Source organism: Kitasatospora sp. NPDC059722 (assembly GCF_042733235.1).
Lineage (GTDB): Bacteria > Actinomycetota > Actinomycetes > Streptomycetales > Streptomycetaceae > Kitasatospora.
The window spans coordinates 45,389-67,800 of record NZ_JBHWGD010000049.1 but is presented as its reverse complement, the minus strand read 5'-3'; the positions used below and the strand labels follow the sequence as shown (position 1 = coordinate 67,800).

Annotated in this window: 20 protein-coding genes and 1 pseudogene; 10 read left to right on the top strand and 11 right to left on the bottom strand. The window is 72.6% G+C overall.

All coding sequences use genetic code 11. The annotated features are described in order from the left end of the window. Positions 1-120: 120 nt before the first annotated feature. Positions 121-1,116, bottom strand: a complete 996-nt coding sequence (locus tag ACFV4F_RS27750) for an anion permease (protein WP_380445985.1) — start codon at positions 1,114-1,116, stop codon at positions 121-123. A 5-nt stretch (positions 1,117-1,121) separates the two neighbouring features. Beyond that, positions 1,122-1,742: a DUF47 domain-containing protein gene (locus ACFV4F_RS27745; RefSeq protein ID WP_380445984.1), complete on the bottom strand. Its 621-nt coding sequence runs from the start codon at positions 1,740-1,742 to the stop codon at positions 1,122-1,124. 381 nt (positions 1,743-2,123) lie between these two features. Here ACFV4F_RS27745 and ACFV4F_RS27740 point away from each other — a divergent pair, with 381 nt between their 5' ends. Then, on the top strand, positions 2,124-2,510 hold the full coding sequence (locus ACFV4F_RS27740) for a metal-sensitive transcriptional regulator (RefSeq protein ID WP_380445983.1): 387 nt from the start codon (positions 2,124-2,126) through the stop codon (positions 2,508-2,510). An 89-nt stretch (positions 2,511-2,599) separates the two neighbouring features. Here the strand turns inward: ACFV4F_RS27740 and ACFV4F_RS27735 are convergent, their stop codons facing one another. Both ACFV4F_RS27735 and ACFV4F_RS27730 read right to left on the bottom strand, forming a co-directional pair. Next, the gene (locus tag ACFV4F_RS27735; protein ID WP_380506404.1) at positions 2,600-2,800 is read right to left on the bottom strand and encodes a hypothetical protein; all 201 of its coding nucleotides are present in this window, start codon (positions 2,798-2,800) and stop codon (positions 2,600-2,602) included. A 195-nt stretch (positions 2,801-2,995) separates the two neighbouring features. Beyond that, positions 2,996-3,877, bottom strand: a complete 882-nt coding sequence (locus ACFV4F_RS27730) for a hypothetical protein (protein WP_380506402.1) — start codon at positions 3,875-3,877, stop codon at positions 2,996-2,998. A gap of 163 nt (positions 3,878-4,040) precedes the next feature. Between ACFV4F_RS27730 and ACFV4F_RS27725 the strand changes: the two genes are divergently transcribed. Next, on the top strand, positions 4,041-4,235 hold the full coding sequence (locus ACFV4F_RS27725) for a hypothetical protein (RefSeq protein ID WP_380506399.1): 195 nt from the start codon (positions 4,041-4,043) through the stop codon (positions 4,233-4,235). A gap of 4 nt (positions 4,236-4,239) precedes the next feature. Here the strand turns inward: ACFV4F_RS27725 and ACFV4F_RS27720 are convergent, their stop codons facing one another. Then, the gene (locus tag ACFV4F_RS27720; protein WP_380445979.1) at positions 4,240-4,950 is read right to left on the bottom strand and encodes a phosphatase PAP2 family protein; all 711 of its coding nucleotides are present in this window, start codon (positions 4,948-4,950) and stop codon (positions 4,240-4,242) included. A 450-nt stretch (positions 4,951-5,400) separates the two neighbouring features. Further along, positions 5,401-6,390, bottom strand: a pseudogene (locus ACFV4F_RS27715) (NlpC/P60 family protein); the annotation flags it as partial. 248 nt (positions 6,391-6,638) lie between these two features. On the opposite strand from ACFV4F_RS27715, the gene ACFV4F_RS27710 reads away from it, so the two are divergent. The 6 genes from ACFV4F_RS27710 (at position 6,639) to ACFV4F_RS27685 (ending at position 14,234) form a co-directional block, all read left to right on the top strand. Then, entirely contained in the window at positions 6,639-6,992 is a 354-nt protein-coding gene (locus tag ACFV4F_RS27710; protein ID WP_380445978.1) for a hypothetical protein, read from the top strand. A gap of 159 nt (positions 6,993-7,151) precedes the next feature. Further along, on the top strand, positions 7,152-7,967 hold the full coding sequence (locus ACFV4F_RS27705) for a hypothetical protein (protein ID WP_380506396.1): 816 nt from the start codon (positions 7,152-7,154) through the stop codon (positions 7,965-7,967). Continuing rightward, positions 7,957-9,240, top strand: coding sequence for a hypothetical protein (locus tag ACFV4F_RS27700; protein WP_380506393.1), 1,284 nt, complete (start codon positions 7,957-7,959; stop codon positions 9,238-9,240). Before ACFV4F_RS27705 ends, ACFV4F_RS27700 begins: the two co-directional genes overlap by 11 nt. Before the next feature lie 7 nt (positions 9,241-9,247). After that, a complete protein-coding gene (locus tag ACFV4F_RS27695; RefSeq protein WP_380498799.1) occupies positions 9,248-10,822 on the top strand; it encodes an SCO6880 family protein in 1,575 nt (524 codons plus the stop codon). Positions 10,823-10,893: 71 nt separating this feature from the next. Further along, positions 10,894-12,243, top strand: coding sequence for an ATP-binding protein (locus ACFV4F_RS27690; RefSeq protein ID WP_380445974.1), 1,350 nt, complete (start codon positions 10,894-10,896; stop codon positions 12,241-12,243). A 191-nt stretch (positions 12,244-12,434) separates the two neighbouring features. Continuing rightward, positions 12,435-14,234 (top strand): bifunctional metallophosphatase/5'-nucleotidase, encoded by a 1,800-nt coding sequence (locus tag ACFV4F_RS27685; protein WP_380445973.1) that lies wholly within the window; start codon positions 12,435-12,437, stop codon positions 14,232-14,234. Between the two features lie 69 nt (positions 14,235-14,303). On the opposite strand, the gene ACFV4F_RS27680 is transcribed toward ACFV4F_RS27685, so the two are convergent. The 5 genes from ACFV4F_RS27680 to ACFV4F_RS27660 all read right to left on the bottom strand — a co-directional run bounded on the left by ACFV4F_RS27680 (position 14,304) and on the right by ACFV4F_RS27660 (position 19,919). Beyond that, a complete protein-coding gene (locus tag ACFV4F_RS27680; RefSeq protein ID WP_380498801.1) occupies positions 14,304-15,731 on the bottom strand; it encodes a sensor histidine kinase in 1,428 nt (475 codons plus the stop codon). A gap of 74 nt (positions 15,732-15,805) precedes the next feature. Then, positions 15,806-16,576, bottom strand: coding sequence for a response regulator transcription factor (locus ACFV4F_RS27675; RefSeq protein ID WP_380506389.1), 771 nt, complete (start codon positions 16,574-16,576; stop codon positions 15,806-15,808). Between the two features lie 55 nt (positions 16,577-16,631). Further along, positions 16,632-17,867 (bottom strand): S1C family serine protease, encoded by a 1,236-nt coding sequence (locus ACFV4F_RS27670; protein ID WP_380506386.1) that lies wholly within the window; start codon positions 17,865-17,867, stop codon positions 16,632-16,634. 125 nt (positions 17,868-17,992) lie between these two features. Beyond that, on the bottom strand, positions 17,993-19,063 hold the full coding sequence (locus tag ACFV4F_RS27665) for a LacI family DNA-binding transcriptional regulator (RefSeq protein WP_380445969.1): 1,071 nt from the start codon (positions 19,061-19,063) through the stop codon (positions 17,993-17,995). Positions 19,064-19,187: 124 nt separating this feature from the next. Continuing rightward, positions 19,188-19,919 carry a winged-helix domain-containing protein gene (locus ACFV4F_RS27660; RefSeq protein ID WP_380445968.1) on the bottom strand — a complete coding sequence of 244 codons (732 nt, stop codon included), beginning with the start codon at positions 19,917-19,919 and terminating at the stop codon, positions 19,188-19,190. Between the two features lie 683 nt (positions 19,920-20,602). On the opposite strand from ACFV4F_RS27660, the gene ACFV4F_RS27655 reads away from it, so the two are divergent. Together ACFV4F_RS27655 and ACFV4F_RS27650 are read left to right on the top strand one after the other, a co-directional pair. Then, positions 20,603-20,896 (top strand): MoaD/ThiS family protein, encoded by a 294-nt coding sequence (locus tag ACFV4F_RS27655; RefSeq protein WP_380506383.1) that lies wholly within the window; start codon positions 20,603-20,605, stop codon positions 20,894-20,896. A 5-nt stretch (positions 20,897-20,901) separates the two neighbouring features. Further along, a complete protein-coding gene (locus ACFV4F_RS27650) occupies positions 20,902-22,311 on the top strand; it encodes a hypothetical protein (protein WP_380506380.1) in 1,410 nt (469 codons plus the stop codon). Positions 22,312-22,412: the final 101 nt, after the last annotated feature.

Below are 22,412 nucleotides of genomic sequence, written 5' to 3'. Positions count from 1 at the left end.
CTGCTCCACGGTGCTGCATGGCGGTGCCGCCGCGGAGCATGAAAAGGGCCCGCCCCCGAGATGTGGGGGCGGGCCCTGTCAGTTCTCCACGGGCCGGCGGTTGCGCGGGCCGGCCGGGGGCTAGCCCCAGAACAGGTGGACGAACCAGTACACCAGCGCCGCGACGAGGGCGGCCGCCGGCATCGTGATGAACCAGCCGAGCACGATGTTCTTGGCGACGCCCCAGCGCACCGCGCGGACCCGCTTGGTGGCCCCCGCGCCCATGATCGCCGCGGTGATCACGTGGGTGGTGGAGATCGGCGCCTTGAAGACGAACGACGTGATGTACATGATCGCCGAGGCGGTGGCCTCGGCCGCGAAGCCCTGCGGCGGGTCCAGCTCGATGATCTTGCGGCCGAGGGTCCGCATGATCCGCCAGCCGCCCGCGTAGGTGCCCAGCGAGAGCATCGTGGCGCAGGAGATCTTCACCCAGACCGGGATCTCGCCGGTGGTCTGGTGGCCCGAGATGGTGAGCGCCATGACCACGATGCCCATGGTCTTCTGCGCGTCCTGCAGACCGTGCGCCAGCGCCATCGCGGCGGCCGAGGCGGTCTGCGCGACCCGGAAGTTGCGCTTGGCGCGGTGCGGGTTGGCCCGCCGGAAGATCCACAGGATCGCCAGCATCACCAGGAAGCCGCCGATCAGGCCGACCACCGGAGAGACGATCATCGGGATGACGATCTTGTCGAGGACGCCGCTCCAGATCACGTCGATCCCGCCGGCCAGCGCCGCGCCGACCATGCCGCCGAACAGCGCGTGCGACGAGGAGGAGGGCAGGCCGAAGTACCAGGTGATCAGGTTCCACGCGATCGCGCCGATCAGGGCGGCGAAGAGGATCACCATGCCCTTGTCGCCGGTCGGGGTCTCGATGATCCCCTTGGAGACGGTGTGCGCGACACCGCTGCCGAGGAAGGCGCCGGCCAGGTTCATCACGGCGGCCATCGCGAGCGCGGCCCGCGGGGTCAACGCCCGCGTGGAGACCGACGTGGCGATCGCGTTCGCCGAGTCGTGGAAGCCGTTGGTGTACGTGAAGAAGAACGCAACGCCGATGACGGCGATGAGAGCAGCCATGTCCACGGGGGTCAGGACTCCTTGACGGCGATGGTCTCCACCGTGTTGGCGACGTGCTCGAAGGCGTCCGCCGCCTCCTCAAGGACGTCCACGACCTGCTTGAGCTTGAGCACCTCGATGGCGTCGTACTGACCGGAGAACAGGTGGGCGAGCAGCTTGCGGTGGATCTGGTCGGCCTGGTTCTCCAGGCGGTTGACCTCGATCCAGTACTCGGTGAGGTTCGACATGGTGCGCAGGTTCGGCATCGCGGCGGCGGTGAGCTCGGCGGCCCGGGCGAGCACCTCGATCTGCTGCTCGATGCCCTTCGGCAGGGTCTGGATGTCGTAGAGGACGACCAGGTCGACGGCCTCCTCCATGAAGTCCATGATGTCGTCCAGCGACGAGGCGAGGCTGTAGATGTCCTCGCGGTCGAAGGGCGTGATGAAGGACGAGTTCAGCTGGTGGAAGACGGCATGGGTGGTGTCGTCCCCGGCGTGCTCGGCGGCGCGCATGCGCTCGACGATCTCCGCGCGGGCCGACACGTCTGATCCCAGCAGTTCCAGCAGGAGCTTCGAACCGACGACGAGGTTCTCCGCGGCGGCGGCGAACATGTCGTAGAAGCTCGTCTCCTTCGGGGTCAGGCTAAAACGCACGGAAATCTCCGATGTGCGGGGTAGGGACTGAACGATGCTAGGTGCAACCAAGCGCAATCACGCAAACGGGGTGGTTGGGCAGGAGGCGGAACCTCCCCTTCCGTTCGGCTGCCGCACCGGCGACCCCGGAGCGCACTTCCATGTGCGGACGTGAGCCCCCAGTCTGACGGAACCTCGCCCGGATTGCCCTCGTCCTGCGTACGGAAGACCGGGGCGCCGCCCAGACGGGCGAACCCGCCGACGGCCCGCCCGGGGGCGTCCGGAACCCCCGTCGGCCGAGCCCCGCCGGGCCCGGTCCGGTCGTCGGAACACCACGGAGGGTCCCGGTGTTGGACACTGGTGGCCGACGCAGCCACCAGGCATCCAGACGAAGGCGGGCCGATGACCACGACGCAAGCGCGCACCGAGCCGGACGACGCGCCCGGCACCGAGCCGCACGCCGACCACGCCCCGGCCGCCGCCGACGCGCACCAGGGCGGTCACGGCCCGCACGGCTACAGCGCGCAGAAGGACGCCCACCTCAAGCGGCTGCGCCGGATCGAGGGCCAGATCCGCGGGCTCCAGCGGATGGTCGACGAGGACGTCTACTGCATCGACGTGCTCACCCAGGTGTCGGCCAGCACCAAGGCCCTGCAGTCCTTCGCCCTCTCCCTGCTGGAGGAGCACCTGCGGCACTGCGTCGCCGCCGCGGCCGAGCAGGGCGGCGCCGAGCTCGACGCCAAGGTGGCGGAGGCGACCGCCGCGATCAGCCGGCTGCTGCGCAGCTGAAACCGCCCGTCGGGGCCGGGGGCCCGCCCGCGGCCCTACCGCTCCCGCCCGTCACACCGGTCCCGCTCGGTGTACCGCTCCCGCTCGGCCTACCGGTCCCGCTCGGCGTACCGGTCCGTGTCCGTCCGGCCGGGCTCGGGCCGGTCGAGCAGCACCTCGTCGATCCGCTCGGTCGGCAGCCGGTCGCCGGTGCTGGCCGTCGCGGCGATCATCAGCTCGCCGGCCAGCTCGATCTCGTCGAGGGCCGCGTCGTCGTGGCCGTTGCTGCGGCCGCCCGTGGACGACACCACCTGCACCACCCCTTCAGTGCCTCGCCAGCCCGGGCGGCAGCCACCCGACGTCCAGCCTAGGCACTTCGGAGCCCGTCCACATGGCACGGACGGGCCATCTCGCGCCGCCGAAACGGGTGACCGCGGCTCCCCGGACGGCCACTCGCTCCGGCGGCGCCCCGACGCGCCCCGGCGCCGGAGCGCTGCCCCGGCCGTCTACTTCGGGCTCTCCGTGGGCTTCAGGGCGAAGATGTCCGAGGCCGCCGGCTCGGCCGCCTCCACCGGCTTGCCGAAGTCCGTCAGCGAGGTGGTCGACGTGACCTTCACCTGGTCCTTGGCCTCCTTCGAGCCGGCCACCCCGGCGAAGGTGAAGACCTCGACCACCTTGTGCAGCCGGCCCTGGTCGTCCAGCCACGCGTCGTAGGGGACGTCCTTGACGGTGAAGGTCTGGGCGCCCATCCGCAGGCCGTCGCCGCCCCGGCCGCCGGTCGCGTCGGCCGCCTTCGACAGGTCCAGGGTGCCGCGGTAGTGGTGCAGCGCGACCCCGTCGACCGTCTCGACGCCGACCGCGTCCGCCTTCTGCACCCCGCGCAGCGCCCCCGCCGCGGTGGCCGGGTCGGTGCCGCCGCTGCTCACCAGGTTGCCGTCCGGCAGCTGGCGCACGTCCAGCTTGACCCACTTGCCCTCGGGCACCTTGGCGCCGCTGTTCTGCAGGTAGACCGTGCCCGGCAGGACCACCTCGACGATCTTGCCGGTGGTCGCCGCGCCGGGCGGCACCGCGATCTCCAGACGGCCGATCCGCTTCACGTAGTCGTAGCCGCCGGTGCCGGAGAAGGCCGCCTTCTTGTCGCTCGACTCGGTGGTCAGCTCGGTGGCGGCGTGTGCCGACCCGGTGCGGCCGGTGATGTCGGCGGCGTTGCGGACGGCGGTGACCGGGTCCGCGGCGAGCTGGTCGGGGGTGCTCTGATCGGCCGAGCCGCCGCCGGACCCGCCCGAACAGCCGGCCAGTGCGGCGGCGAGCAGGGCGGCCCCGGCCGCCGAGCGCAGGTGCGGTACCGGCCGGCGCCCCGGCCGTCCGCTGCGCTGCTGGTCGGTCATCTTCATCCTCGCGACAACCCCCTCGGGCCCGACTGCTCCGCCGGACACCAGCAGGTGGGCAGAGCTCTTTCCGGGCAAACGAGTTGGGGTGCGGATGGTTACGCGGGACCGGGCGCGCGGAGGGCGTCGCGCGCCGGGTGCCCGGCGCGCTACCGTGAACGACGTGCACACTGAGCTGCCGGCCGAGCCCGGCACCCGGATGCCCGAGCACCGCGTTGCGATCAGCGAACGCGGGTCCTTCGCCTACGCGACGTGCAGCTGCGGCTGGAACGCCCCGGCCCGCCGCTCCCGCGACCTGGCCCGCCGCGAGGGTGCCGACCACCTCTCCGACACCGACACCGGCGCCGGATCCGGCTGACCGCTCAGGCGGCCAGGTCCGACTCCGGCGGCTGCTCGTCCGTGCGGACGGCCCCGCGCTCGCGGCCGCGCCGCCGCCCGCGCGGAGCGCCACCGCGCTCGGGCGCCCGGATCAGCGGGGCGACGGCGGTGCGGGTCAGCGCGTGGCAGAGCGGCACCAGGACGGCCATCGCGATCGGCGCCAGCAGCAGCACCACGGCGGTCGCGAGCGCGTAGCCGCCGATCACGTCGGTCGGGTAGTGGACGCCCATGAACATCCGGCAGAAGCCCTGCAGCAGGGCGAGCCCGCCGGCGATCCAGCCGAGCCGCCGGTTCACCAGGAAGAGCGACACCGCGACGCCCATCGTCATCGTCGAGTGGTCGCTGACGAAGGAGTGCGTGCCGGCCTTGCCGTCCACGAGGACCAGCAGCCCGCCGTGGTCCACGAACGGTCGCGGCCGGTTCACGATCGCGGCGATCGGCAGGTTGGCCAGCTCGGCGACGGCGACCGACAGCGGCACCCAGAGCAGTCCCGCGATCGCCACCGGCGCGTCCGGCCGGCGTCTGGCCTGCAGCCAGCCGACCAGGCCGAGCATCGCCAGGCCGATCAGGATGCCGTACTCGCCGATCCACGAGACCAGGTGGTCCAGCCACGGCGGGGAGCTCTTGGCGAGCCCGTTGACGGCGTAGAGCAGGCCGAGGTCGGGGTTGGTCGTGTCGGCAAGCGGCGTCGACACGCCGCACCTCCTTCTGGTCCGCTGCAGCACCTTGTACGTTCCGGCCGGGCGGCCCGCCCGGCGCGATGAGCTGACGAGGGGCCAACGGACCAAACGTCATCAGCGGTGCACAGCGTTCCACGTAAACGCGTGGTTATGGAAACTTGACTCAGCGTCCACAGCGCACTCACACGCCGGGCCGCCGGGGGCTCAGGGTTTTGCGGTCGGTTGACCCGCGGGACGGGCCGCGGAGGCGGGTGCCGACGGGGTCACGGGCCGTGCGGCGGGCGCCGTGGCGGCGTGGGCGGCGACGGGAGGAGCCCCGTTCGGCGCGGCGGGCGGGGCGGCCGGCGGAGTGGCCGGCGGAGTGGCCTGCTGGACGGCTGCCGCGGTGGGATTGGCGGGCGCGTCCGGGGTGGCGCCGCCGCCGATGCCGCCCTTGCCCGTGATGCTCCCGTCCAGGTTGCGCACCGGCAGCGCCTGGGCGCCGTCGGTGGTGACCCGGGTCGCGCCGATGTACTCCTTGGTGTCGATCTTGTCGTAGCGGATCACCGCGTTGGTGTGCGGCGCGTTGATCATGTAGCCGCCGCCGACGTAGATCCCGACGTGATGGATGCTGCGCGGATCGTTCAGGTCCGTCGCGAAGAACACCAGGTCGCCCGGCCGCAGCTGGTCCCGGGAGGGGTGCGGCCCGGCGTACCACTGGTCGTTGGCCACCCGGGGCAGCGTGATTCCCACCGTCTCGAACGCCGCCTGGGTGAGGCCCGAACAGTCGAACCGCCCGTTCTGCGAGGGCAGCCCCTCGCCGCCCCACAGGTACGGCGTGCCCAGCTTCGTCTGCGCGAAGTAGATCGCCCCCGCCGACTGCTGCGACACCTCCACCGGCGCGGTCGGCGCCGTGAAGCTGCGCGCCAGCGCCTTGATGTTCTTCACGTACCCCTGCGTCTCCTTGTACGGGGGCACGCCGTTGTACTTCTCCACCGCGTACGGGCCGGCGTTGTACGCGGCCAGCAGGTTGTCCTGGCGGTCCCCCGGGACCTTGGCCACGTCCCTGGCCAGCGCGCAGTCGTAGTTCGCCGCGGAGGCGATCGCGTCGGCCGGGTCCCAGATGTCCTTCTTGCCGTCGCCATTCGCGTCGACGCCGTAGATGTCCCAGGTGCCCGGCAGGAACTGGGCCATTCCCAACGCCCCCACACCGGAACGGGCCTGCGGATCGAAGCCGCTTTCCTGGTACAGCTGCGCCGCGAGCATCGGCGGGGAGATCTCCGGACAGAGCGCGCCCCACTTCTGGATCGCCCCCTGGTAGGCCGCCGGCACCGAACCCGCCGACAGCGTCCCGCGATTGGCCGTCTGCTGGGGCGTCCCGCTCGCGGCGTACGTCCCGATCGTCACCAGCCCGACGAACCCGATCCCGACAACTCCCGCCGCAGCGGCGGCCGTACCGGCCTTCCGGAGTACCATCAGCACCATCCCGACGAATCGTCAGTCGAAGTGTTCCGGAAGGCGTTGCTCACCGCAATCATCAGAGATACAAAGAGTGAGCGCTATCCTTCGTACGGTGGACATCCTCGCGTACGTGTCCGATGCCTCACGACCAATCCGCGAGAAGTAGCCAAGTCGACATCAGATCTGGCCAAGAATAGGCACCGACCCTTCGCGCGGGCGGGGTCAGGGCCCTTGAATTTGCCTGATCGGGCGGTGAGATGGAAATGAACCTGAGCAGCGTGCAGAGCATCGCGATCGGCCACCTGGCGGCCGAGGACCCACCAAAGAAGCCGAATATCGACACCATCATCGGCGGGATCGCCCCGGACTGGGGTCCGTTCGCGAGCCTCGGGTCGGAGGCCCGGGTGATGGTCGAGGTCATCATGGCCGTCGCCATCCTCGTCTGCCTCGGCCTCGCCGTCTGGGGCGCCGCCAAGCAGCGGATCGGTGCGACCGCCATGCGGGACAGCTTTGGCGCGGAACAGGGCAAGGGACTGATCATCGCCGGGCTGACCGGCGTGTTCATCATTGGATCACTCGGCACTCTGTTCACCATTGTCTACGGCATGGCGATCTGACGATCGGACAGCGGTAGCCCTGCTGCCGGTCCGAGCCCGGTCCCCGTCCGGACCGCCCGGAGCCCGCCCCGAGTCACCCCGTCCCCACCCTCCGTCCGCGCCCGCCCACGGCCGGAGGGCCCCCGGAGCCGCCCGGCTCCCCGCACCAGGAGGGCCGCCGTGCCGTTGTCCGACGACCAGCCGCACACCCGTACGCGGCTACCGGTCGGCGAACAGCCCTCCTCACAGCTGAACGGACGTCAGCCGCGACCGCTCCGCACCCTGCTGGCCGTCCTCGTCGTCGTCACGCTGCTCGTCGTCGCGATCTCCATCGCCAACCACGGCAAGCCCGACCCGGGCGGCACCGCCCGCTCCTCCGACCACGCCACCCCCACCGCACCCGCCGGCGCCGGCCCCGCCCCCAGCGGCGACCAGCCCGTCGGCACCACCAGCAACGGCATCCCCAGCGGCTACCCGCACACCGACCAGGGCGCCCAGTCCGCCGCCACCAACTACGCGGTCGCCCTCGGCGGCGCGGACATGTTCCGCGCCGACACCCGCCACACCATCGTCACCACCATCGCCGACCCGGCCGCCCTGCCCACCCTCCAGACCCGCCTGGACCAGGGCTTCGGCGGCGACACCGCCGCCCGCTACGGACTCGACGCCCAGGGCCACGCCCCGAAGGGTCTCACCTTCGTGAGTCGCACTGTCCCCGTCGGCACCAAGCAGACCGGTTACAACGACGCCGAGGCGAAGATCGAGGTCTGGTGCACCGTCCTCAACGGCGTCGCCGGTGAGCACTCCGTCCAGCCCGTGACCGCCAACTGGTTCACCATGACGCTCTCGCTCCGCTGGACGGCCGGCGACTGGAAGCTCAGTGACTACGCCAGCCGACCGGGCCCCGCGCCGATGCCCGGCGACCAGCAGGCCGCCACCGCCGACGAGATCACCGGCGCCGTCCAGCAGTTCGGGGGGTTCCGCTATGCCCGTTGACCAGACCACACGACGCTCCACCGTGCGCCGCGCGGGAGCGCTGGCGAGCGCCATGGCGAGCCTGCAGCTCGCCGGGCTGCTGATGGCCCAACGGGTCTTCGCGGATCCGACGCCGACGCCCTCCGCCACCCCGACCTGCCAGAAGGTCGATCTGCCGATTCCCGGCAGTGACGCGGGCTGTGCTCCGAACGGAGCCGTCGTCATCCCGGGCAGTGGCGCCGTAAGCACCGCCACCGACCCGCTCGGGTCGTTGGCCAAGGGGTGTGCGCAGGCGGCGGCGTGGGTCGTGCGGAAGTTGTCGGGGGCCATCGACGGGACGACGCAGGTGGACTTCACCAATGCGTCGTTCCTGCAGCAGTACGCGGTGGTGTTCGCGGCCTCGACGATCATCACGCTGGTGCTGTGGCTGCTCGCGGTGACGAAGCGGGCGGTGCGCGGGGCGCCGTTGACGACGGCGGTCTCGGAGGCGATCGGGTTCCTGTGGCTGACGGTCGTGGCGTCCGCGTTCACGCCGTTGATCCTCTACACCGTGGTGAGCGCCACGGACGGGCTGACCAAGGCGATCGCGGTCGGGACGAAGTCCGACACCGGGACGTACCTGGGCGGGTTCGCCGACACCCTGGAGAAGGGGGACATGGGTGGCGGGCCGCTGATCCTGATCATCGTGTCGCTGGTGGCGGTGCTCGCGGCGGCGGTGCTCTGGATCGAGCTGCTGATCCGGGCGGCGATGCTGTACGTGGGCGCGCTGCTGGGGACGGCGGTGTACGCGGGGCTGGTGGACAAGCAGCTGTGGAAGCACGTGCGCCGGTGGGCGGGGGTGATGGTGGCGGTGGACCTGGCGAAGCCGATCATCGTGATCATCCTGGGCCTGGCGGGTGCCGTCGCGACCGGTGCGGGGGCGAACGACGACTTCGCCCGGGTGCTGTCCGGCCTGGCGATCCTGTTCCTGTCGATCTTCGCGAGCGCGGCGGTGTACCGCTTCGTGCCGGGCTTCGGCGACGAGATCATGAGCATGCGGCACGCCCGCGCCAGCGCGGTGTCGGCCGGTTCGGCGATGATCAACGGCACCGCGAACCTCATGAAGCAGGGCATCACCACCCACGGCGACCGCGGCCCGCAGGGCGCGGGCGGCGGCGGGGGTGCGGGCGGGGGTTCGGTGGCCCCGGGCATCGCCGCGCACGCGGGCCGCACGTCGGCTCCGCCGCCGCAGGCCGGGCCGCCCCAGCAGGCCTCGGTTCCGATCCGCGACAGCAATCCAGCGAAGGGAGGGTGACGGGTAAGTGAGCAGTGAACCGCTCGGCCATTACGGTGCCCAGTACGCCCAGCCGTACGTGCACCAGCGCCGCACCTACCTGATCGGCAAGGCCCGCCCGAACGCGCCGATCGGCCGCAACCGGGAGACCGGCGAGATCCTGCTGATCATCTTCGGGGCGTTCCTCGGGATGCTCTGGGGCCTGATGATGCCGGTCCTGCCGCTGCGCATCGGCGGCCTGGTCGGCCTGCCCGCGCTGGCCATCGCGGCGGTCTACGTGCCGTACCGCAAGCGGACGTTCTACCGGTGGGCGGAGATCAACCGCACCTACCGGCGGACGGTCCGCAGCGGCCGCTCGGTGTGGCGTTCGGACGTGATGGACGCCGGCACCCGGCTGGACGGCCGGGAGGTGGAGGTCGGTCCGCCGCCGGGGGTGGGGCGGCTGCGCTGGTTGACGGCGCCGTTCGGGCCGGACGAGGTCGGGGTGCTGATGCACCTGGAGCGGCGCACGGTGACGGCCGCGATCGAGATCGAGGGCCCGGGCGTGGGCCTGCGCGACTCGGAGGACCAGGAGGCGCTGGTCGACCGGTTCGGCACGCTGCTGAAGCACGTCGCCAACGGGGACGGCTTCGTGACGCGGCTGCAGATCCTGGCCCGGACGCTGCCGGCCGACCCGGACGCGCACGCCAAGGACGTCGAGCGGCGCGGTGACCGCGACGCGCCGCGCTGGCTGCAGGAGTCGTACGACCAGCTGCAGTCGATGGTGTCGACCTCCTCGGAGCAGCACCGCGCGTACCTGGTGGCCTGCATGCACTACACCCGCGACCTCGCGGCCGAGGCGCACGCGATGGGCCGGACGGCGACCGGCGGGCGGGCCCGGGACGACGAGGGCCTGGCGGCGGTGATGGCGCGCGAGCTGACCGACATCTGCGCCCGGCTCGCGGAGGCGGACATCCGGGTGCGCCAGCCGCTGGGCCAGGCCCGGCTGTCCTCGCTGCTGCACTCGATGTACGACCCGGACCACCCGATCGACCACATCCAGGCGATGTCCCGGCGCAACGCGTGGCCGGCCGAGCTGGACGCGACCCACCCGCAGTACCTGCAGGCGAAGACCCGCGAGTCGACGACCCGGGAGCCGTGGTGCCACGCCACCGCGTGGGTCAAGGAGTGGCCGCTCACCCCGGTGGGCGTCAACTTCCTCGCGCCGCTGCTGGTGCACACCCCGGACGTGATCCGGACGGTCGCCGTGACGATGGACCTGGAGCCGACCGACGTCGCGATCGAGCGGATGCTGACGGAGAAGACCAACGACGAGGCGGAGGCGAGCCGCGCGGCCAAGATGAACCGCACGGTCGACCCGCGCGACCTGGCCCACACCGGCCGGGTGGACCAGCGCGGTGACGACCTGGCCTCCGGCGCGGCCGGGGTCAACCTGGTCGGGTACATCACGGTGTCCTCGCGCAGTCCCGAGGCGCTGGCCCGCGACAAGCGGACCATCCGGGCGTCGGCCGGCAAGAGCTACCTCAAGCTGGAGTGGTGCGACCGCGAGCACCACCGCGCGTTCGTCAACACGCTGCCGTTCGCCACCGGCATCCGCCGCTGAGCCGCCCGCGCGCGTCCGTCCACCGCGGCCCGTCCACCCACTGAGCCCTTCCACCCACCAGGAGGCCGTCCATGGCGCTCGGCAACCTCACCGACGCGTTCACCAGCCTGATGTTCGGCAAGGTGGAGACCACCCGGTTGCCCGTGCGCACCTCGACCGGCCAGGCGCAGGCGGTCTACCTGCCCACCGCGGCGCCGGGGCTGGGCGACTCGGGCGTGATCATCGGGCGCGAGGTGTACAGCGGCAAGGGGTACGTCTACGACCCCTTCCAGCTGTACGGGCAGCAGCTGCCGGCGCCGCACTGGCTGGTGCTGGGGGAGTCGGGCAACGGCAAGTCGGCGCTGGAGAAGACGTACGTCCTGCGGCAGTTGAGGTTCCGCGACCGGCAGGTGGTGGTGCTGGACGCGCAGGGCGAGGACGGCGTGGGCGAGTGGAACCTGATCGCCAACGCGCTCGGCATAAAGTCGATCCGCCTGGACCCGATGGCGGCCCGGGACGGCGGGGTGAAGCTCAACCCGCTGGACCCGGCGATCACCCAGACCGGTCAGCTGTCGCTGCTGCGCACCATCATCGAGGTGGCGATGGGGCGCGGCCTGGAGGAGCGGGCTGGCTTCGCGCTGAAGGCCGCGCACGCCCACGTGGTGGCCTCGGTGAAGGACCGCCAGCCGGTCCTGGACGACATCATCGACACGCTGCGCAACCCCGAGCTGTCGTCGGTGGAGTCGCTGGGCGTCGCGGTGGACGAGGTGCAGCGCTGGGGCCTGGACGTGGCGCTGGTGCTGGACCGGCTGGTCGACGGTGACCTGCGCGGCATGTTCGACGGCTCGACCACCGACGGCATCGACCTGGACGCGCCGCTGATCGTCTTCGACCTCTCGCACATCGACCGCAACTCGATCGCGATGCCGATCCTGATGGCGATCGTCGGCGTGTGGCTGGAGCACACCTGGATCAGGCCGGACCGGAAGAAGCGCATCTTCCTGGTCGAGGAGGCCTGGCACATCATCAACAGCCCGTTCGTGGCGCAGCTGTTCCAGCGCCTGCTGAAGTTCGGCCGCCGGCTCGGCCTGTCCTTCGTCGCGGTGGTGCACCACCTGTCGGACGTGGTGGACGGCGCGGCGGCCAAGGAGGCCTCGGCGATCCTGAAGATGGCCTCCACCCGGACGATCTACATGCAGAAGGCCGAGGAGGCGCGGGCCACCGGCCGGGTGCTGGGGCTGCCGCGCTGGGCGGTGGAGATCATTCCGACGCTGTCGCCGGGCATCGCGGTCTGGGACGTCAACGGGAACGTCCAGGTGGTCAAGCACATCATCACCGACTCCGAGCGGCCGCTGGTCTACACCGACCGCGCCATGACGGAGGACGCGGTGGCCGAACGCGAGCGTGCCGAGCGGCAGTTGGCGGCCGAGCCCGGGGTCTGAGCCGGGCGGCCCCGGTGCGGGGGCCGGCACCGATCCGTTCACGACGGTTCGTCGACGAGTCACCCGGTCGTTACGTCAGAAAACCTGACAGCTACGCGCGTTGACCATAGGCTGCAGTTCGCGCACACCCACATCCATGCGCGCCTGCGCCGGTTCCGCGGCCGGGCGCTCCTAGGCGCAGGGACCTCCTCATGCTCACCCTCAGATCGCGACGCGCGGCGCTCGCCGTGGTCGCCGCGGCCGGACTGCTCGGCTCGGTGGCCGTGCCCGCGGCCGCCCAGGCCGCCGACGCGAACTCCCGGCGGCACAAGACCGTCAACCTCCAGCTGCTGGCGATCAACGACTTCCACGGCAACCTGGAGCCCCCGGCGGGCTCGGCCGGCACGATCCGGGAGATCGACCCGGCGACCGGTCAGCAGGTCAGCACCCCGGCCGGCGGCGTCGAGTACCTGGCGACGGCGCTGCGTCAGGCGCGCGAGGCGGCGGACGACTCGATCACCGTCGCGGCCGGCGACATCGTCGGGGCCAGCCCGCTCACCTCGGCGCTGTTCCACGACGAGCCGACCATCGAGGCGATGGACAAGCTCGGCCTGGACGTCACGTCGGTCGGCAACCACGAGTTCGACCACGGCGCCCAGGAGCTGCTGCGGCTGCAGAACGGCGGCTGCCACCCGGTCGACGGCTGTTACGAGAAGGGCCGCACGTTCCGCGGCGCCAACTTCAACTACCTGTCCGCCAACGTCACCGACGAGAACACCGGCGAGCCGCTGCTGCCGCCGTACTGGGTGACGAAGTCGCAGGGCGTGAAGGTCGGCTTCATCGGCGTCACGCTGGAGGGCACGCCGAACATCGTGACGGCGGCGGGCGTCAAGGGCCTGAAGTTCGGCAACGAGGTCACCACGATCAACAAGTACGCCGCCGAGCTCAAGGCCCAGGGCGTCAACTCGATCGTCGCGCTGATCCACGAGGGCGGCTACCCGGCCGGCAGCGTCTACAACTACGACTGCGGCGCGGCCGGGCAGGGCGTCTCCGGCCCGATCGTCGACATCGCGCGGAACATCGACCCCGCGGTCGGCGCCATCGTCACCGGCCACACCCACAACGCGTACGCGTGCATGATCCCGGACCCGAACGGCGTGCCGCGCTCGGTGACCAGCGCAGCCTCGTTCGGCCGGCTCTTCACCGAGATCGACCTAAAGCTCGACAAGACCACCGGCACCATCGTGCGTCCGTCGGTGAAGGCCGAGAACCACGTCGTGCGGCGCACGCTGCCCAAGGCCGAGGACATGAGCGAGCTGATCGCCCGCTACTCCGAGCTGGCCGCGCCGATCGCCAACCGTCCGGTCGGCTACATCGCCTCGGACATCAACGGCCGTGGCAGCGGCGACCTGGAGAAGCCGCTCGGCGACCTGATCGCGGACGCGCAGCTGGAGGGCCTCGCGCCGGCCGACAAGGGCGGGGCGCAGGTGGCGTTCATGAACCCCGGCGGCATCCGCTCCGACCTGGTTTACAAGGCGGCCGGTAGCGAGGGCGACGGAGTCGTGACGTATGGCAAGGCGTTCACCGTCCAGCCGTTCACCAACATGATGCAGGTCAAGACGCTGACCGGCGCCCAGCTGGTGCAGCTGCTCCAGCAGCAGGTCAGCGGGGGCAACGCCGCCGCGCCGAAGATCCTGCAGGTGTCCAAGAGCCTGAGCTACACCCTGGACATGCGCAGGACCGGGGCCGACCGGGTCGTCGTCGACTCCGTCCGGCTCAACGGCGCGCCGATCGACCCGGCCGCCACGTACCGGGTCGCGGCGAACGAGTTCCTGGCGGCCGGCGGCGACGGCTTCCCGGCGCTGGGCGCCGGCACCGACAAGCTCGTCGGCGCCTCGGACCTGGACGTCTTCGTGGCCTACCTGGGTGCCCACAGCTCGGCGTCCGCGCCGCTGAAGGCTCCGGCGCAGGACCGGATCAAGGTCATCGGCCCGGGCGTCGACGTCGACTGACCGTGAGCCGGACGGGGACGGGCGGGGCGCTGTCGGGGCGCCCCGCCCGTCCTCCTTCGTGTCCGGGGACTACTCCGCGGTCGGGCCGCCGGGCAGGCGGACGGTGGCCAGGGCGCCCGGCCCGCCGTCCCCGGCCGGGCCGAGCGAGACCTCGCCGCCGGCGTCCCGGACGCTCTGCGCGACGATCGACAGCCCGAGGCCGGAGCCCGGGAGCTGGCGGGAGGAGGGGGAGCGCCAGAAGCGGTCGAAGACGTACTGCAGCTCGTCGGCCGGGATGCCGGGGCCGTGGTCGCGGACGGTCAGCACGCCCTGCCGGAGCCGGACTTCGATCGTGCCGCCGGGCGGGCTGTACTTGACCGCGTTGTCCAGCAGGTTGATCACGGCCCGTTCGAGGGCGAAGGCGTCGCCGTGGACGAACCAGGGCTCGGCCGCGGTGTCGAAGACCAGCCCGGGGCCGCGCAACTTGGCCCGCTCGACGGCCCGTTGGGCGATCTCGTGCAGGGCGACCACGGTGAGGTTCGGTCCCGGCTTCGGCGAGTCGGGGCGGGAGAGCTGGAGCAGGTCCTGGATGAGGACGGTCAGCTCCTGCATCTGGGCCTTCATGTTGCCCAGCAGTTTGGTCTTCGTGGCGGGCGGGAGCGGGCGGCCCGTGTCGTCGCTGCGGATCAGCAGGTCCACGTTGGTGCGCAGCGACGTGAGGGGTGTGCGGAGCTCGTGCCCGGCGTCCGCTATCAGCCGGGTCTGCCGCTCGCGGGAGTTGGCGAGGGCGGTGCTCATGGAGTTGAACGAGGTGGAGAGGCGGGCGATCTCGTCGTCGCCGTGGACCGGGATGGTGGTGCCGACCTCCTCGGTGCGGGCGATGTGCTCGACGGCGTCGGTGAGCTGGTGGACCGGCTTGAGCGAGGAGCGGGCGACGATCCGGCCGGCGACGGCGGCCAGGAGGATGCCGCCGACGGAGACGGCGCCGAGCAGGAGGGCGAGGCCCTGGAGGGACTCCTCGACGGACTGGGTCGGGCTGGCCACCATCAGCAGGGCGGGCTGCGGTCCGAAGTGGGTCAGCGAGACGCGGACGAGGGCGGGGGTGCCGTCGGTGAAGTGGCCGTCCCGGATGACCGACTGGCCGGGCCGCAGCTGGAACACCGCGGAGTCGCTCGGCCTGAGCACGATCGCCTTGGTCGCGGCCGGGGGCAGGCAGACCGCGGTCGGGTCCTTGACGACGTACTGGGTGTCCCGCGCGACGGAGGTGCCGTTCTCCGGGGCGACGCTCCGCGGCTGCGCCTGCAGGGCCGCCTGCGGGGTCTCGTAGCAGGGCAGGCTCTGGCCCCGGGGCGGCAGCGGGAGCGGCGCGCTCGCGAGGTCCGTCCGCACCTGGCCGTAGAGCTGCTTCTCGACGATGAACCAGCACGCCAGCGCCGACAGCGCGATGGCCACCGCCACCGCGGCCGCGCTCAGGAAGGTGAGGCGGCTGCGCAGCGAGCGGGAGCGGAACCAGTGCACGAGGCGCTGGATCCGGGACGGGCGCGGGGGCGCGAGGGGCGGGGGAGGGACGCGCGCGCCCCTGGCTCGCACGTTCACGCGCCGGTGCCGGCCGCGGGGCGCAGGGCGTAGCCGACGCCGCGTACGGTCTGGATGATCCTCGGCATGCCGCCCTGCTCGGTCTTGCGGCGCAGGTACATGACGTAGACGTCCAGGGAGTTGGAGGAGGGCTCGAAGTCGAAGCCCCAGACCGCCTTGAGGATCTGCTCGCGGGTGAGGACCTGCCGGGGGTGGGACAGGAACATCTCCAGGAGCATGAACTCGGTGCGGGTCAGCTCGACGGACCGGCCGGCCCGGGTGACCTCGCGGGTGGCGGTGTTCATCCGCAGGTCGCCGAAGGCCAGCACCTCGCTCTCGTCCTCGGCCGCCGCCCGGGCCGCGGCCTCGGTGGCGAGGGCGTTGCGGCGCAGCAGGGCGCGGACCCTGGCGAGGAGCTCGTCGAGCTCGAAGGGCTTGGCGAGGTAGTCGTCGGCGCCGACGTCCAGCCCGGTGACGCGGTCGCCGACGGCGTCCCTGGCGGTGAGCATCAGCACCGGGACGGTGTCGCCGCGCGAGCGCATCCGGCGGACGGCGGTGAGGCCGTCCATCCGGGGCATCATGATGTCCAGCAGGACGAGGTCGGGCCGGTCGCGTTCGACGGATTCGAGTGCCTCGTAGCCGTCGGTGGCGGTGGCGACCTCGTATCCCTCGAAGGCGAGGCTGCTCTCCAGGGCGTCCCGGAGTGCGGGTTCGTCGTCGACCACGAGGAGCCTGGCCGAGGTGTGGCCGGACTCGGCGGAGGTGCGGTCGTCGGCGGACGGGGTCATGGGCCGTTGCCCTTTCTCGTCGTGTGGGGGGACCTGCTCGGAGTAATTGTCCGTCTTACACGTTCTGGCCCGCCTGCAGTTTCGGCAGGACCTGCTTGATGTCGTTGATCGGGATGGCGAAGCCGAGGCCGACGCTGCCGGCCGAGCTGCTGCCGCCGCCCGCGGTGGAGCCGGTGCCGCTGGGCGAGTACATGGCCGAGTTGATGCCGATGACCTGGCCGTTCGCGTTGATCAGCGGGCCGCCGGAGTTGCCGGGGTTGAGGGCGGCGTCGGTCTGGAAGGCCTTGTAGGTGGTGGTGCCGCTGCCGCTCGGCTGCTGCTGCGAGCCGCGCAGGCCGGGCATGAACGGGAAGCCGTAGCCGCCGTTGCCACCGGTGGAGCCCTCGTCGACCTGGACGGTGACCTCGCGGTTCTCGGCGCTGATGATGCCCGAGGTGACGGTGCCGGTGAGGCCGTCCGGGTTGCCGATGGCGACGACCGGGTCGCCGACGGCGACGGCGGAGGAGTCGCCGAGGGTGGCCGGGGTGAGGTTCCTGGCGCCGCTCGCGGTGATCACCGCGACGTCCAGGGACTTGTCGGTGCCGGTGACGGTGGCCTGCGCGGTCGAGCCGTCCTTGAAGGTCACGGTGATCTGGCCGCCGCTGTCGACCGCGCCGGAGATCACGTGGAAGTTGGTGAGGATCTGCCCGTTCCTGTCGAGGACCACGCCGGTGCCGGTGGCGGTGCCGCCCGGCGCCTTGACGGTGATCTGGACGACGCTCGGCGAGACGGCGGCCGCGATGGCGGCGACGTCGGCGCTGCCGTCGGAGCGGGCGGAGACCGGGCTGGCGATGGTGGTGCCGCGGGTGTCGGAGGTGCGTTCCTGGGAGGCGATGACCCCGCCGGTGACCCCGCCGAGGACGGCGGCGATCGCGGCGACGGCGGTGACCAGGACCAGCCGTCCGCGCAGCATCCCGCGCCGGGCCCGGGCGCCGTGGCTCCGGGGCCCTTCCGGCCCCTCGGGGCTGCCGGGCCAGCCGGCGGACGGCGGGGTGGGCGGCAGGGGCGGCGGCGGGAGCGGGGTGTCGAAGCCGCCGCCGGAGTGGTCCTCGCGGTAGCCGTACGCGGGGGCGTCGGCGCCGGTGCCGACGGTGCCGTCGGTGCTGCTGCCGAGGACGGTGCCCTCGATGACGCGGTGCTCGTGCGGCGCGTGCGGTTGCGCGGACGGCTGCTCGCCGTGCTGCGTGCCGTGCTGCTCGCCGTACTGTCCGGTCCACCCGTACTGCTGCTCGCTGCGCTGCTGATCGCTCATGCCGAACAACGTCCGCCCGGCGGATGAGGATCGGATGAAAGCGGTCTCAGAAGGGTCCGAGAAGCCCGTTGACTTCTCATAAAGCCTGGTCAGGCGGCGCGGATGGGAGCCGGTGGCGGAATCGACTACTCCGCTTCCGTGGGGGTGGCCGGGGCGCCCGGTGCCGCTCCGTCGCAGCCGCAGGAACGCCGGACCACCAGGCGGGACGGGAACTTGCGGACCCGCTCGGTGTCCGAACCGGGCACCATCAGCGAGTCGTCCAGGACCAGGTCGACGGCGGCGCGCGCCATCGCGTCCCGGTCGGAGGCGACGGTCGTCAGCGGCGGGTCGGCGAGGGCGGCCTCGGGGACGTCGTCGAAGCCGGCCACCGCGAGGTCCTCCGGGACCTTCAGGCCGACCTCGCGGGCGGCCCGGAGCACGCCGATCGCCTGGTCGTCGGTGGAGCAGAAGATCGCCGGCGGCCGGTCGGCCGAGCGCAGCACGCCGAGCGCGACCTCGTACGCGCCGTAGCGGTGGAACGGCGCGTCGATCAGGTGCGGCTCGGTGGGCAGGCCGTGCGCGTCCATGGCCCGCTGCCAGCCCTCGACGTGGTCGATGACCGGGTCGCCGGGCGCGGGGGAGTCGACCGGGCCGCCGAAGCAGGCCACGTACGGGTGCCCGTGCACCTCCAGCAGGTGGCGCACGACGGCCTCGGCGCCGCCCACGTCGTCGGTGACCACCGCGACGTCGTCGATCGCCTCGGGGCGGCGGTGCAGCAGCACCACCTTCGCGCCCTCCATCGCGGCGAACTCCTCGGCGGCGCGCTGCGACGGGCCCTGGCTGACCAGGATCAGCCCGGAGACGCGCATGCCGAGGAAGGCGCGGACGTAGTGCACCTCGCGGTCGTCCACGTAGTCGGAGTTGCCGATCAGCACGAGCTTGCCGCGCTCGGAGGCGGCCCGTTCCACGGCGTGCGCCATCTCGGCGAAGAACGGCTGGCGGGCGTCCGGGACGACCATGCCGATCAGGTTGGTGCGGCGGGAGGCCATCGCCTGGGCGACGCTGTTCGGCCGGTAGCCGAGCTGCTCGATCGCCGCGAGGACCTTCTCCTTGGTGGCGGGCGCGACCGGGCGCGGCCCGTTGTTGATCACGTAGCTGACGACCGCGGTCGAGGTACCAGCCAGTCGGGCTACATCGTCGCGCGTCACTTTGGCCACGGGTCGAGTCTACGCGTGTGGCGCCGGCGTCGGCAGTGGGACCTGGGGCTTCCGGCAGGTGGACGGGAGGCTGCGCGGGGGCGAACCGGACATGCCGGGCGGGATCACCCCCGCCCGGCGCGCGTCATGCCTCCAGGGGCGCTGCGGGGCGCGGGGCGAGCTCCGGGCGCTCCCCCTTCTCGGGCTTCTCCGGGACGACGAAGCGGTAGCCGACGTTGCGCACGGTGCCGATCAGCTGCTCGTGCTCGACGCCGAGCTTGGCGCGCAGGCGCCGGACGTGCACGTCCACCGTCCGGGTGCCGCCGAAGTAGTCGTAGCCCCAGACCTCCTGCAGCAGCTGCGCCCGGGTGAAGACCCGGCCGGGGTGCTGGGCGAGGTACTTGAGCAGCTCGAACTCCTTGAAGGTCAGGTCGAGCGCGCGGCCCTTGAGCTTCGCGGAGTAGGTGGCCTCGTCGACCGAGAGGTCGCCGTTGCGGATCTCCATCGGGCTGTCGTCGGCGACGACCTGGAGCCGGCCGAGCGCGAGCCGCAGCCGGGCCTCGACCTCGGCCGGGCCCGCGGTGTCCAGCAGGACGTCGTCGATGCCCCACTCGGCGGTCACGGCCGCCAGGCCGCCCTCGGTGACCACGAGGATCAGCGGGGAGCCGATGCCGGTGGAGCGCAGCAGCTGGCACAGGCTGCGGATCTGCGGCAGGTCCCGGCGGCCGTCGACCAGGATGACGTCGGCGCTGGGGGTGTCCACCAGGGCGGAGCCCTCGGCGGGCGCCACCCGGACGTTGTGCAGCAGCAGGCCGAGCGCCGGCAGCACCTCCGCGGAGGGCTGCAGTGCGTTGGTGAGGAGGAGGAGAGAACTCATACCCGGTGGTCCCCTTTCCGGGTCGTCGCGGTCGCTTCACGGCTGCCGCCACAGCCGGATGGCGCACGTGCTGAGGGTTGGGGGAGGGGTTCGGACGCCCGGAGCACACCGGAGGACAGGCCGGCGTGCACGGCGCGACGGCGCACGGGCCGGGGGTCCCGCAACCCCTGGCGCACCGTTTCTGCCCTGCTCATCCCGCGAACCCTCCGGTCGTGGTCCCGGGCCGGGCGGCGGCCCGGCACCGGGGTGGCGTCACCCCGGCCGGACGGGGCACGTCGTCGTGCCGCGAGAGGCGGGGTGGTTCCCGCGCACCGCCGGGGGTGGGCCGACGATTCGCAAGAACGTCCGTACTGGCGTCCTGAAAGCACAAAAGGACCCGGGGGCGACTCTGCCCGGATCCCTCTTGGAGGTCGAGAATAGCCGACCGGCCCCCGCACCGGGAGGGCTCGAATCCGGCGGTTCGCCCAATCCGGGCGCGCGCCGGGTGAGCCTGGTCACGGCTTCGAGCGGCGCTCGCGGTCCGTCCGGCCAGGGCGATTGCCGGTCGCGGCGGCGGACACGCCATCATGGGACGCACATCGGCGGCACCGCGCACGTCCACCTTTCGGGTGGTCGGACGGCCGCCCCGGTGGCGAGCCGGACCGGGCCACCGGACCGGGCGAGGACGACGAGAAGGGGTTGCCATGGGCGCGACCACCGAGCCCGCGAGCGGCGCCCGGGTGCGCGGGACGATCCGCTACTGGGCGGCCGCGAAGTCCGAGGCCGGACTGGCCGAGGAGCCGTACGAGGCGGCGACCCTGGCCGAGGCGCTGGCGGCCGCCAAGGAGCGGCACGCCGACCGGCCGAAGCTCGTGCTGCTCCTCGGGCACTGCTCCTACCTGGTGGACGGCGCCCAGGTGGGCGGCCGGGACCACGCGACCGTCGAACTCACCGACGGCGGAACGGTCGAGGTACTGCCGCCGTTCGCGGGAGGCTGAGCGGCGTGACGGACACGAACGACGCGAACAACGGCGGCTACGGCGGCTGGCAGCAGCCGCACCAGGGCCACCCGCAGCAGCCGCATCCCCAACAGCCACATTCTCAACAGCCGCACCCGCAGCACGGGTACCAGCAGCAGTACGGCCACCCGGGGTACGGGCAGCCGGTGCAGCCGCCGATGGACGACGCGGCGACGGCCCTGCTGCCGCCCGTCCCGCCGATGGACGACGCCGCGGCCACGACGCTGCTCCCGCCCGTCCCCGCGATGGACGACGCAGCGACGACGCTGCTGCCCCCGGTGCCGCCGATGCACGACGCCGCGGCCACGACGCTGCTCCCGCCGGTGGTCGTCTCCGGCGCCATGCCCGTCGCGCCGCCGCAGCCCCAGCCCCTGGCGCAGCCGTATCTGCAGCCCCAGCCCCAGCCGCAGGCCCGGCCACAGGCCCGGCCCCGGCACGCCGCGCCCGCTCCGGTTCCCACGCCCCAGGCACCGGCCCAGGCACCGGGCCTCGACCAGCCGACCATGACGCTCAAGCGGCCCACGGGCTCCGCCACCCCCATGGCGCCCACGGCACCCATGGCCCCCGGGGCGCCCGGCATGGCGCCGTACCCGGCCGTCCCGCCGCAGCCCGGGATGCCGGGGATGCCCGCGATGCCGACGGCGCCCGCCGCCGCGCCGACGGGGCCCGCCGCGCCGAGCGCCCACCGCACCGGCTCGCCGATCATCGAGCCGGGCATCCAGCCCGCGCTGATCACCGCGGGCGTCGCCGCCCTGCTGGCCGGCGGCGCCGCGCTGGGGCAGGTGGCGCTGGCCCTCGTGGTCGCGCTGCTCCAGGTGCTGACGGCGGCCGGCTGGTTCCGCCTGAACGGGATGTGGCCGGCCCGGCAGGGCATCGCCCTGGCCGCGCTGGCCGGGTTCACGGCCGACGCGGCGGTGCTGCTGGCGAGCGAGGACGGCGGCATCGCGGCCGTCGTCGGCACCCTCGGCGGGTTCTTCCTGCTGGTCCTGGTGCTGCAGACGTTCCGCCCTTCGGACCCGAAGGAGCGGTTCTACGCGCTGACCGTGCTCGGCTCGGCCACCGTGGTGACGGCGCTCTGCACGGCGCTGCTGGTGGCCGGCTGGGTGCCGGCCGGGGTCGGCGCGGTCGCGCTGGCGACCCTGCTGGCCGCGGCGCCGCTGCCCGGGCCGAAGGTGCTGGGCCCGGTGCTGGGTCTGGTGGCCGCGGTGGTGCTGGGCCTGCTGGTGGGCGCGCCGCTCGCGCTCGGCGCCCTGGCGGGCGTGGGCGCGCTGGTGGGCCGCCGGGTCGCGTCGTACGACTGGCCGTCCCGGTTCGTGCACATGACGGCGGGCGTGGCGCTGCCGCTGGCCGTGGCCGCGCCGCTGATCTGGCTGGCGACCGGGCTCCTGGCCTGACCCGGCGCCCCCGTACGACGTCCGGCCCCCCGCCCCACAGTCGCGGGCCCGCCGCGCATGGGGGAGTGGGGGCCACCCGCCGGGGCCCCCCCCCGGGGCGG